The organism is Actinomadura sp. GC306 (assembly GCF_004348665.1).
In the GTDB taxonomy this organism is placed as follows: Bacteria; Actinomycetota; Actinomycetes; order Streptosporangiales; family Streptosporangiaceae; genus Spirillospora.
Window position 1 is genome coordinate 1 of sequence record NZ_SMKM01000211.1, and the last position, 11,925, is coordinate 11,925.

Sequence of the window (11,925 nt, forward strand, 5' to 3'; positions counted from 1 at the left end):
CGGTGGGAGGCGTCATGCGCTCTCCCGGTGCCCAGCCGCCCGCCGGATCGCGCCGACGATCTGCGTGTAGCCGGTGCAGCGGCAGATGTTCCCCGACATCGCGACCCGGAGCTCCTCGTCGCTGAGCCCCGCGGCCTCGCCGAGCAGCGCGCCCGCCCGGACGACCTGCCCCGGCGTGCAGAACCCGCACTGGAACCCGCCGGTCTCGGCGAACGCGCGCCGCAGCTCGCGGTGCTCGTCCGCGAGCCCCTCCACGGTCGTGATCCGGCCGTCCTCGGCCTCCTCGACCATGAGCACGCACGACATCACCGGGACGCCGTCGAGCAGCACCGTGCACGCCCCGCACTCCCCGCGCCCGCACGCCTCCTTCGCGCCGCGCAGCCCGAGCCCGCCGCGCAGCACCGACAGCAGCGGCTCGCCGGGCCGCACGTCGACCTCGACGACGGTGCCGTTCACGTCGAGTTCCGCCCGCCGCGAGGCGGTCATCGCCCGGTGCCCGGCCGCAGCGCGCCCATCAGCTCGTCCGTGCTCGTCACCACGCCGTGGAAGCGGTCGGTGCTCGCGAGGACCGCGGCGTGCGCGGCGTCGTCGGTGTCGGCGACGCACTCCGCCGGTACCACCACGTCGAAGTCGCGGGCGTACGCGTCCCGGATGGTGGAGTCGACGCAGAAGCTCGTCGTCGTCCCCGCCACGATGAGCACCTGCACGCCGCTCATCCGCAGCACGCTCTCCAGCCGCGTGTTGTAGAAGCCGCTGGCGCGGTGCTTGACGATGACCTCGTCCTGGCTGCGGACGTGCTCCTTCACCTCGTCCAGCAGCTCCGCGTCCCAGGTGCCCTGGTGGCACAGGTCGAGCTTCACCCCGCGCCGGTCCAGGTGGGACGGGATCCGGCGGCGCGCCCGGTTGCGGTCGCCGGGGAAGTGGACCTGGCGCGTGAACCACACCGGGATGTCCAGCGCGCGGCAGCGCTCGACGAGGTTCAGGGCGTGCGGCACCATCTCGCGGGGCTTGGCCACGCTGTCCGCCCCGAACGCGCGCCCGCGCGAGCCCTCCGGGTGGCAGAAACCGTTCTGCAGGTCGATGACCAGCAGGCCGACCTCGGCGGGGTCGAGTGTCACGTCAAGCGGCATGGCGTCCTCCGTACTGCTCGTCTGGTCTGTTCGTCGTGGATGCGCGTCACGGGCGCAGCACTTGGCCCGACCCCGGGCGCACCGACACCTCGCCGTCGCGGAGCTGGACCTCGCCGCGCCGGATCGTCAGCGCCGGCCAGCCCTTCAGCGCCATCCCTTCGAACGCGCTGGTGTACTTGCTGCGGGTGACGTCCGGGCCGACGACTCGCTCGGTGTCGAGGTCCACCACGACGAAGTCGGCGTCGGCGCCGACGGCGATCGCGCCCTTGCGCGGGTAGAGCCCGAAGATGCGGGCCGGGTTCTCCGCCATCGCGGCGGCGACGTGCTCCAGCTCGATGCGGCCCTTCAGCACGCCCTCGGTCAGCACCACCGGCAGCATGGTCGCGAGCCCGGCGAAGCCCGGCTTCTCCTCCCACAGCGCCGCGCCGGTCTTCACCAGCGGGACGTGGTCGGACCCGATCGTCTTGATGCTGCCGTCGCGGAGCCCGTCCCAGAGGCGCAGCCGGTCCTCCTCGCCGCGCAGCGCCGGGGCGACCTTCCCCACGCCCGCGCCCTGCTCGGCGAGCCGCTGGTCGTCGATCGTGAGGGCCAGGTAGTGCGGGCAGGTCTCCAGCACGATGTCCGCGCCGCGCTCCCGGGCCGCGTGGGCGGCGTCGATCCCGGCGCCGATCGTGGTGTGCGGGATGTAGAGGGGCGACTTCTGCAGCTCCGCGAGCCAGATCGCGCGCAGGATGTCCTGCTCCTCCACGAAGCCGGGCCGCGAGTCGGTGTAGGCCGCCAGGTCGTTGCGGCCGCTCGCCTTGACCTGCTCGGTGAGGTGCTCCACGAGCGCGTCGTCCTCGCAGTGCACCATGCACCGCGCGTACGGCCCGAGTCCGCGGATGCGGGCCATGGCCTCGTACAGGTCGGCGTCGGACACCGTGACCAGGCCGATCGGGTTACCCTCCGGGTATCCGCCCATGTAGAACTTGAAGCTGCGCACCCCGAACCGCTCGGCGTACTGGGGGATCTCCTCGATCTGGGCCATCGAGTTGAGGATGAAGTGGAACGCGGTGTCGAACGAGCTGTGCGCCGCCGCGACCTCCCGCTCCTTCTCGAACGTGTCGAGCAGCGAGGTCGCGCTGCGCTTGTACTGCAGCAGCGTGGTGATGCCGCCGATCGCCGCCGAGACCGACTCGGTCTCGCACAGCTCCTCGTACGGCACCCCGCCGCCCAGGTGGACGTGCGGGTCGACGATGCCCGGCAGCACCGGGCGGCCGCCGCAGTCGATCGTCTCGGCGGCGGCGGGCAGGTCGGCGTCCCGGCCGATCGCGATGATCTTGCCGTCCCGCACCGCCACACCGGCGTGTACGCGCCCCTTCGGCGTCACGAGTTCCGCGTTGTGCAGCGCGAGGTCTGCGCTCATGGTGGAAGGCTCCTGTTCGTAGAGGTGGAAGGACGGCTCGGTCCGGGCGGGCCGGCCTGGCCGCCCGCGCGGGCGGCCGACCCGAGTTCCCGGGTCAGGCCCGCCGCGACCCGCACCAGCGCCGTCGCCATGGGCGAGTCGCAGTCCGGCGGGATCGTGACGGTGGTGCCGACGATCGCGATGGCCGCGGTGATGCCGGAGTCCTGGAACACCGGCGCCGCGAGCGTCCGCACGCCCGTCGCCTGCGGCGTGTTCGTCGCGAGGTGCCGCGCGCGGATCTCCGCGAGCTCGGCGCGCAGCTCCCGCGACCGGCGCAGCCGCCCGGCCAGGCCCGGGACGGCCGCGGGGTCCAGAAACGCGCAGAACAGCCGCCCCTGCGCCGATTCGAGGGAGAGCCGCGACCCCGCCCGGATGCTGATCCGCACCAGCCGGTTGGCGTTGTCGTCGACCCGCACCACGATGGGGCCCTCGCCGTCCCACACGCTCAGCACCACCGTCTCGTTCACCTCGTTCACCAGCGCCTCCAGAAACGGGCCGGAGGCGCTGATGATCGGGTGGCCGGACCGCACCGCCGCCGCCAGCGTGAGGATCTGCGGCCCGAGCGAGTACAGGCCCGTCGCCGCGTCGAACCGCAGCAGGTCGGCGGCGCGCAGCGCCTTGGTGTAGCGGTGCGCGGTCGGCTTGCTGACGCCGAGCCGCGCCGTGAGCTCGTTGAGGGTGAGGCGCGGCCGGCTCACCGTGAACGCGTCCAGGACCGTCGCGGCGCGCTGCACCGACTGGATGACGGGGGACGCGCCGTCCGGCGGCCCCCCGCCCGTCCCGTTCACGCCCGTTCCGGTGCCGGGGCCCCGTCCCATCGCGATGAGCTCCTCAGCTCCGGGAGTACTCCGGAACGAGCTTCTCCACGTCCGGGAGCTTCTCGGTCTGGCCCTGGTCGACGAGGATCTGCGCCATCTGCTTCATGGCGTCCATCGGGACGTCCGCGAAGTACGGGTTCTCCGGGTCGGTCGCCAGCTTCTTGGCGTCCTGCCCGCAGTGCGCGGCCTCGATCTTGTACTTCTCGTCCTGGTTGGCCTCGTCGTTGATGGCGGTGTTGGCCTCCTTCAGCGACGCGAGGAACTTCTTCATCGACTCCTCGTTCTTGTCGACGAAGTCGGCGGTCCCCACGTAGCCGGCGAAGACCAGCCACTTGTCCTTGCCGACCTCCATGTAGGGGTCGCCGAGGCTCTTGACGCCCGGGGTGTTGGAGTACTGCTCGGGCGCCTGCGAGGCGTCGACCTTGCCGGACGCCACCGCCGACGCCAGCTCACCGAACGGCAGCGCGACGAACTTGACCTTCGACGGGTCGCCGCCCGCGTCCGTCACGAACTGCTGGACGATGATCTGGTTGATCCCGCCGAGCTCGTTCACCGCGACGGTCTTGCCCTCCAGGTCCGTGCCGTCCTTGATCGGCGAGCCCTCCTTCACGAGCACCGCGTTCGAGGGGGTCTCGCCCTTCTTCGGCGTGCCGTACGCCGTCGCCACCCACCGCAGGTCGATGCCGCTGTTCATCGCGAGCATCGTCGAGAACGGGTTGGTGAACGCGAGGTCGGCCGACTTGCCCTGCACGGCGGCCAGCCCGGCCGCGCCGCCGCCGGCCTTCACCAGGTCGACCTTCAGCCCGTTCTTCTCGAAAATGCCCTTCTGCTGCGCCCACAGCACCGAGATCTCGTTGCACAGGCTCAGCGTGGTCACCTTCAGCTGGCTGACGCCGCCCTCGCCCTCGCCGTCGCCGTCTCCGCCGGACGCCGCGCCCGGCGACCCGCACGCGGCGGTGAACAGCGCGGTGGCCGCCCCGACGGCGATCAGGAACGACTTCCGGGAACGCCGGTTCCCGCCGCGGGACTGTGGCGTGGTCTGCTTCGTTGACATGCCAACTCCTCAAGATTCGAAGCGTGCCGGGCCGGCGGCGTCGCGCCGGCGCGGCGATGGGGGTTCACGCCGAGCCGGCTCGCTTGCGCGACTCCCGGTGCCACCGGAGGACGCGGGCCTCGACGAGCGCGAACGCGACGTTCAGGAGCAGGCCGATCACCGCGATCAGCAGCACACCGCTCCACATGTCGACGTAACGGAACTGGCGGGAGGCGAGCACGATGTAGTAGCCGATGCCGTTGGTCGCCGCGAACAGCTCCGAGACGACCATGAGGATGAGCCCGATGCCGAGGCTCACCCGCAGCCCGCTGATGATCTGCGGGCTGGCGCCGGGCAGCAGCACCGTGAAGAAGTAGCGGATCCTCCCCATCCGCATGCTGCGCGCCGTCATGATGACGGTGCGGTCGATGCCCTGCACCCCGTCCATCGTGTTGATCAGGATGGGGAAGACCGTGCCGATGACGATCAGCGAGACGTTCATCTCGTCGGTGACGCCGAACACGACCACGGCGAGCGGGAGCAGCGCCGTCGCCGGGATCGACATCCCGAACCTGATCATCGGGTTGAACACCGCCGCGGCCCGCGCCGAGACGCCGAGCGCGATGCCCGCGCACAGCCCGACGACCACCGAGATCAGCCAGCCCTGCCCGGCCCGCGCCATGCTGGAGCCGAGGTCGGTGGTGAACTGCTCGGTGACGAAGCCGCGCGAGGCGTCGGTGCTGAACCAGTTGGTGAAGAACGCGCCCGCGGACTCGGTGAAGGTGGGGAAGTACGGCGACTGGTACAGCCGGGACGCCACCTCCCACGCGATCAGCAGGAGCACGACCATCCAGGAGTAGGCGATCGCGCGGCCCAGCGCCGTCCCCGCCGAGGACGCCGCCTCGGCCAGGCCGCCCAGCGGGGGCCGGCGGCTCGCGGTGGGCCGCTCGGCGCGCGGGGTGCTCGTCGTCGTCTCGGTCATGACCGTCCTCCCGCGTCCGCGCCGCGCCGCGTCCACGGCAGGCTGCGCCGCTCGATGGCCGCGAGCGTGGTGTAGAGAAGCCAGCCGAGAACGCCCGCGAGGATGATCCCGGCGTACACGAAGTCGGGCCGCGGGATGCCCTGGTACTTCACGATCACCGTGCCGATGCCGTAGCTCGCGCCGAGCAGCTCGACACTGACGATCACGATCAGGGCGATGCCGCTGGCCACCCGGATGCCGGTGACGATGGACGGCAGCGCCGAGGGCAGCACCACGCGGCGCAGGATCTGGAACCGGCTCCAGCGCATGCTGCGCGCGACGGTGAGCAGCTGCGGCTCGGTGTTGTGCACGCCGTACACCGTGTTCAGCAGGATCGGGCCGAAGATCGCGAAGACCGTCAGGGCGAGCTTCATGCTGAGCCCGAGCCCGAACAGCAGCACCGACGCCGGGATGAACACCGTGGCGGGAACCGAGCGCAGCGCGTGCACCACGGTGACCGTCGGCCGGTACAGCGCGGCGACCGTGCCGAGCACGATGCCGAGCGGGACGGCGACGGCGGCGGTGAGCGCCATCGACAGGAACCAGGTGTAGACCGTGTCGAGGACCTGGAGCCGGAAGTCGCCGCTCACCGCCAAGTCCTTGATCCGCAGCGCCACCGTCCAGGGCGCCGGCAGCGAGTCGCGCGCCACGAGGCCGAGGCCGCTGGTGAGCTGCCAGAGCGCGATCAGGAAGGCGACGCCCAGCAGGCCGAGCGTCAGCGGTGACCGCAGCGCTCGCGTCAGCGGCCCGGCGGGTGCGCCGGCCGCGGCCCGGGGCTTGCCGGGGGCGTCGTCGAGGGTCTGCACGGTTGTGGAGGACATCGTTACCGTCCGGCCGGAAGGGAAGGGGGCACGCCTGCTCCAGCTCTGCGTCGAGGTCGGGTCCATCTCGGAGGACGTAATGGCGTTTCGACGGACGGTATGGCGCACGTCTCATGAAAGTCAAGGGTCGCCGGTCCGGAAAAGTGCGGAAGACTTTTTTCGCCGGATGAATGCGAAGTGCACGGCGACAACGGCCGGAGGCATCGCCCGCGGCCGCGGATGGGCACACTTGCGTACACCCGGCCGGATGCTCATGCAACACCCGGCCGGGTGTACGAGTCGTTATTCTTCTTGCCTTCTCAACCCGTTAATTGGAAACACGGGTGACATATCCCGGCGGCATCGGCTCGCCGCGGGACCGGAAGCGGACGCCGCCGCTAGGCGGCCGGCATGTCCTTCATGACCAGGCGGAAGACCTCCGCACGCAGCTGGGCGTAGACGGGGTTCTCCTTGGTGGCGAACTGGTCGCGCGGCCGGGGCAGCGGCACTTCGAGCTCGGCGACGACGCTGGACGGGCTCTTGGACAGCACGACGATCCGGTCGGAAAGGTAGACCGCCTCGTCGATGTCGTGGGTGACGAAGAGAATCGTCTTGTTGTACTCCTCCCAAACCCGCAGGAGAAGGTCTTCGAGGCCGGTCCGGGTCTGCGCGTCCACCGACGCGAAAGGCTCGTCCATGAGGAGCACTTTCGGGTGCGATATCAGCGCGCGGGCGATCGCCACGCGCTGCTGCATGCCGCCCGAGAGCTGCCAGGGGTAGCGGCCTCCCACCGACGGGTCGAGGCCGACCTGGGTCAGCAGCCGCGCCACGTCGCGCTTGATCTCCGCCTTCGAGGCCCGCTCCGACTTCATCGGCAGGCCGACGTTGCTCTCCACGCTCAGCCAGGGGAACAGCGACCTGCTGTAGTCCTGGAACACGACCGACAGGCCGGGCGGCGGCCCGGTCACCGCCTGGCCGCCGAGCGTCACGCTGCCGCCGGTGGGCGGGAGGAGGCCGGCGATGCAGCTCAGCAGGGTCGTCTTGCCGCACCCGGAGGGCCCGACGATCGAGACGAACTCCCCCTCGTGCAGGTTGAAGGAGACCTGCTCGATCGCCCGGACGGCGCCCTTCTTGTTCGGATAGGACTTCGCGAGTCCGTCCACCGCGAGCATCGTGGCTCCCGAACCGGCGGGTTCCGCGGTGGCGGTCGGTGACGTGGGCGTCGAATCGGATTTCATCGCGGTCTCCTCGCACCAGGGTTCACGATTTATACAATGCGAGATGGCGTCTCGTCAACTGTTAACGCCCTGGTGAAAGGCGGTCTCCGGGTTTCTCGTCCGGTTCCGGGGATAGGGAGCGGACGAGTGGAGTCGTGGCTACAGGGAGGCCCGCAGATGAAGCCGCACAGGACGATACGTCGCGTGGAAGAGGCCGAGGCGCTCGACGGATACGCGAAGGCGGTGGCCAAGGTCGTCCAGCGCGCGGTCCGGCCGCGCATGATCCGCAACATGCTCAGCGGGGCCAAGATGGGCCATCCGCTGCATCCACCGCTCACCGACGTCCCGATCGGCGCCTGGAGCATGTCCGCGCTGCTGGACCTCGTCGGCGGCCGCGAGTCCGAGCCCGCCGCCGACCTGCTGGTGAAGGCCGGCCTGGTCACCGCGCTGCCCACCGCCCTCACCGGCCTGAACGACTGGTCCGACACCCTCGGCGCGGACCGGCGGGTCGGCCTCGTCCACGCCTGGGCCAACGGCGCGGCCCTGACCCTGTACGCGGCGTCGGCCGTCGCGCGCCACCGCGGCAACCGCGGCAGCGGCAAGGCCCTCGGGTTCGCGGGCCTCGGCATGATGGCGATCGGCGGCTACCTCGGCGGCCACCTGTCGTTCGCGAACGGCGTCAACGTCAACCGCACCGCCTGGGACCAGGAACCCACGGAGTGGACGCCCGTGCTGGCCGACGGCGACCTGGCCGACGGCGAGCACCGCACGGCCGACGCGGCCGGCGTGGAGGTCCTGCTCTACCGGAAGGGCGCGGCGATCTACGCCATGTCCGCCACCTGCACCCACCTGGGCGGCCCCCTGGGTGAAGGCTCGGTCGAGAACGACTGCGTCACCTGCCCTTGGCACGGCAGCGTCTTCCGCTTCGCCGACGGCGGCATCGAGCGCGGCCCGGCCAGCAGCCCGCAGCCGCACTTCGAGACCCGCGTCCACAACGGCCGCATCGAGGTCCGCCTCGCCCCGGCGGACCCCTCCGACGAGGAAGGCGAGGGAGGCATCCACCAGGGCGACCGCCGCCCCCTGACCCGCACCTCGACCTCCTAGCGGAGACCCCCGCGCCGGCGGGGTGAGCGCGCTCCGCGGCTCCCTGACCTGCGGCCGCTTTCGGACTCGATTTCCGACGGGTCCGTTACATGTGGGATCGTCACCGTCGCAGCCGTGACCCCCGATCCCCTGGAGCCGATGGTGAGGCGCGACCCAGCCGTGGAGCCCGGCCCCGCCGAGGCCGGACACCTGCGGGACGACGAGATGGCGGGCCGCTACACCGGCCGCGTCCTGATGCCCGGCGACGTCCTGGACGCGATCGAGCGGCAGGAGCCGCCGTCCCGTCCGGAGCACGGGCTGGAGATCCGGCACGACCCGAGCGACTTCGGCGACCTCGGGACCGCCGACCGGCCCGGCGAGGAGGGCGAGGAGATCGGCGGTGCCGCCCACGCGGCCCCGCCGTCCCTGGCCCGCTCCAGCGTCGTCATGGCGATCGGGACGGTCGTGTCCCGCGCGACGGGCTTCATCCGCACGGCCGCGATCGTCGCCGCGCTCGGCACCGGCCTGCTCGGCGACGCCTACCAGACGGCCAACATGGTGCCGTTCGTCGTGTACGACCTGCTCATCGGCGGCCTGCTCGCGAGCGTCTTCGTGCCGTTCCTCGTGAAACGTCGCCGGCTGGACCCGGACGGCGGCGTCGCGACCGAGCAGCGGTTCATGACGGTCACGCTGCTCGCCCTCGCCGCCATCACGTTCGTCGCGGTCATCGGCGCGCAGGTGCTCATCACCGTCTACGCGGGCGAGTGGACGGGCAACCAGCGCGAGGTCGCCGTCACCCTCGCGCGCTTCCTGCTGCTGCAGATCTTCTTCATCGGGGCGAGCGGCGTCATCAGCTCCATGCTGAACAGCCGCCAGCGCTTCGGCGCCCCGATGTGGGCACCGGTCGTCAACAACCTCACGATCATCGCGACGGCCGTGCTCTTCCTGTGGATCGCCGGACCCGGCCGCACCCCCGACGACATCACCGACGGCCAGGTCGCCCTCCTCGGACTCGGCGCGACCGCCGGCCAGCTGCTGCAGGCCCTCATCCTGGCGTGGTCGCTGTGGCGCGCCGGGTTCCGCTGGCGGCCCCGGCTCGGCCTGCGCGGGTCCGGCTTCGGCGAGGCGGTCCGGAACGCGGGCTGGATGATGGTGTACGCCGTCGTCGCGCAGATCAGCCTGCTGGTCAGCACGAACGTCGCCACCCGCGCCGGCGCCCGGGTGGCCGAGGCCGGGCTGGAGACCGGGGCGGGCATCACCGCCTACAAGAACGCCTTCGTCATCTTCCAGCTCCCGTACGCGATCATCGCGGTCTCGGTCATCACCGCGCTGCTGCCGAAGATGAGCGGCCACGTCGCCGCGGGCCGCAGGGACCTCGTCCGGCTCGACTTCTCCCGCGGCGTCCGGCTGGCGGCGGTGCTGCTGGTGCCCGCGTCCGTGGCGATGGTGGTCTTCGCGGTGCCGATGGCGGTCGTCCTGTACGCCCGCGGCAGCGCCTCGGTGGACGACGCGCACGTCATCGGCTACGTGCTCATGATGTTCGCGGTGTCGCTCATCCCGTTCACGCTGTTCCAGATGATGCTGCGGGTCTTCTACTCCCTGGGCGACACCCGCACCCCCGGCCTCATCGCCCTCGCCCCCGTCGCCATCCACGGCGTCTCGGGCTTTCTCGTCCTGCACCTGGCCCCGCCGGAGCACATCGTCATCTACCTGCCGATCGGCCACGGCCTCTACTATGTGGTCGGCTTCCTGATCGCGGGCCAGATCCTCCGCAGGCGCCTCAACGGCCTGGACGGCCGCCGCATCTCCCGCACCCTCCTCCTGCTCCACCTGGCGACCCTCCCCGGCGCCGCGGCGGGCGGCGCGGTCGCCTGGTTCCTCGGCGGCTTCACCGGCGGAACCGCCACCGCCTTCCTCTCCCTCCTGGCGGGCTCCGCGATCGGCGGCCTGGTCTTCGCCCTGACGGCCTATGCCCTGCGCATCGAAGAGGTAAGGGTCTTCCTGCGAACAGCCCGAACAAAGGCCCTCCGCCGCTAAGGCGCACGGCACGGGGTAAGAGCGGGCCGGGGTCAGCGGGGGAAGGCGAGTTCGTCGTAGACGTCGGCCACCCGTGAGGCGTACTGCGCCGGTGTGTACTCGGTGGCCTGGCGTTTCGCGTTGGCGCCCAGCCGGTCCCTGGTGGCCGAACATTGGAGCAGCCGCACCAGCGCTTCACCGAAGCGCTGCTCCGAACCGGCGGCGTATCCGGTGCGGTCGTTCTTGACGACGAATCCGTCGAGCTCGGCGTCCAGGACGACCGACGGAACGCCCTCCAGTGCCGCCTCGGCGATGACCATCCCCTGCGTCTCGGTCAGCGATGGGTGGGCGAGTGCCCTGGACGGGCCGACCAGGTGGTTGACGAGCTCCGGCGCCACGGGCCCCGCGAAGGCCACGGCGTGTGAGATGCCGAGTACCTCGGCCAGGCGCTCGTACTTCTTCCGCTGGCCGTCCCCGATGATGTTCAGCCGCGCGGCGGGGACGGCGGGGAGCACCTGATGCGCCATCGCCTGAAGGAGCACGTCCAGGTTCTTCTCCGCGGAAAGGCGCCCCACGTATGCGAGGACCGAATCTCCGGAGTGGACGGACTGCCGCATCTCCCGCAGCCGCCGCGCCGACTCGGGGGCCAGCGGGCCATGGCGGACAGGCGCACTGGGAATGACACAGGGCGCGCAGGAGGGCGACATTTCACACAGCGAGGCCGCGGTTTTCGGTGAGGGGACGATTATCCGGTCGAAAAGGGCCGCGACGGCTGACAACATCTGCCGGTGATGTGGCGCGACGTCGTTTCCGGCCAGCGCCGCGACACCCGCCCGTCCGAGCAGCTTTGCGACGCCGCTCGCGTTCTCCGGGAGGAGGCCGCCCGCGTACATGATGGGAATGCACAGTTTGAGAAGCGGATAGGCGTCCCGATAGGCGAGCAGATCCGTGTGCCAGGTGAGGACGGATTTCAAGCCCGTCCGGCGGCAGAGCCTCGCGGCGAGTATGCCGAGCGAACCCAGCGTGTGGATGTGGACCACGTCCGGCTTATAGATCTCGACCAGGCGTTCGAGTGTCTGCGGTGAAATCCAGCCGAACCTGTAGCCGCCCTGCCCCGTCGCGACCGACGGAGCCAGGTAGGTCGGATACCCGCGGGTAGGCGCCGGGGTCCCGGTTCGGGGAGCGATTACCGCCACGTCGTGGCCCCACTCGCGCAGCCCCGCGGCCAGGGACGCCACGGAAGTCGCGACGCCGTCCCGGTTCGGCGGGTAATTGTCTGAGACGAGCAGAATACGCATTGATTGATCACTCCCTGGGGAATCGTAGCGACATCCCGTCGTCCAGGAGGGGGCGTCCAGAAAAC

11 protein-coding genes are annotated in these 11,925 nt (G+C 70.9%); 2 read left to right on the forward strand and 9 right to left on the reverse strand.

The window, feature by feature from the left end:
* Positions 1-12 precede the first annotated feature (12 nt).
* The 8 genes from E1200_RS24480 to E1200_RS24515 all read right to left on the reverse strand — a co-directional run bounded on the left by E1200_RS24480 (position 13) and on the right by E1200_RS24515 (position 7,484).
* Positions 13-486, reverse strand: a complete 474-nt coding sequence (locus E1200_RS24480) for a (2Fe-2S)-binding protein (RefSeq protein ID WP_131954424.1) — start codon at positions 484-486, stop codon at positions 13-15.
* Positions 483-1,130: an isochorismatase family cysteine hydrolase gene (locus E1200_RS24485; RefSeq protein WP_131954425.1), complete on the reverse strand. Its 648-nt coding sequence runs from the start codon at positions 1,128-1,130 to the stop codon at positions 483-485. The genes E1200_RS24480 and E1200_RS24485 overlap by 4 nt, the downstream gene beginning before the upstream one ends.
* Before the next feature lie 46 nt (positions 1,131-1,176).
* Positions 1,177-2,535: an amidohydrolase family protein gene (locus E1200_RS24490; RefSeq protein WP_131954426.1), complete on the reverse strand. Its 1,359-nt coding sequence runs from the start codon at positions 2,533-2,535 to the stop codon at positions 1,177-1,179.
* On the reverse strand, positions 2,532-3,392 hold the full coding sequence (locus E1200_RS24495; protein WP_131954427.1) for an IclR family transcriptional regulator: 861 nt from the start codon (positions 3,390-3,392) through the stop codon (positions 2,532-2,534). Before E1200_RS24495 ends, E1200_RS24490 begins: the two co-directional genes overlap by 4 nt.
* Before the next feature lie 13 nt (positions 3,393-3,405).
* Positions 3,406-4,446, reverse strand: a complete 1,041-nt coding sequence (locus tag E1200_RS24500) for an ABC transporter substrate-binding protein (RefSeq protein ID WP_131954428.1) — start codon at positions 4,444-4,446, stop codon at positions 3,406-3,408.
* A gap of 64 nt (positions 4,447-4,510) precedes the next feature.
* Positions 4,511-5,407: an ABC transporter permease gene (locus E1200_RS24505; protein WP_131954429.1), complete on the reverse strand. Its 897-nt coding sequence runs from the start codon at positions 5,405-5,407 to the stop codon at positions 4,511-4,513.
* Positions 5,404-6,267, reverse strand: a complete 864-nt coding sequence (locus tag E1200_RS24510; RefSeq protein ID WP_165950444.1) for an ABC transporter permease — start codon at positions 6,265-6,267, stop codon at positions 5,404-5,406. Before E1200_RS24510 ends, E1200_RS24505 begins: the two co-directional genes overlap by 4 nt.
* A 377-nt stretch (positions 6,268-6,644) precedes the next feature.
* The gene (locus E1200_RS24515) at positions 6,645-7,484 is read right to left on the reverse strand and encodes an ABC transporter ATP-binding protein (RefSeq protein ID WP_243708810.1); all 840 of its coding nucleotides are present in this window, start codon (positions 7,482-7,484) and stop codon (positions 6,645-6,647) included.
* Between the two features lie 183 nt (positions 7,485-7,667).
* On the opposite strand from E1200_RS24515, the gene E1200_RS24520 reads away from it, so the two are divergent.
* Together E1200_RS24520 and murJ are read left to right on the forward strand one after the other, a co-directional pair.
* Positions 7,668-8,567, forward strand: coding sequence for a Rieske (2Fe-2S) protein (locus E1200_RS24520; protein ID WP_207933525.1), 900 nt, complete (start codon positions 7,668-7,670; stop codon positions 8,565-8,567).
* A 204-nt stretch (positions 8,568-8,771) separates the two neighbouring features.
* Positions 8,772-10,583, forward strand: coding sequence for a murein biosynthesis integral membrane protein MurJ (gene murJ / locus E1200_RS24525; RefSeq protein WP_243708811.1), 1,812 nt, complete (start codon positions 8,772-8,774; stop codon positions 10,581-10,583).
* Between the two features lie 32 nt (positions 10,584-10,615).
* Here murJ and E1200_RS24530 read toward each other — a convergent pair.
* Positions 10,616-11,925 (reverse strand): glycosyltransferase (locus tag E1200_RS24530; RefSeq protein WP_131954432.1); only part of this gene is annotated, 1,310 nt, incomplete at its 5' end.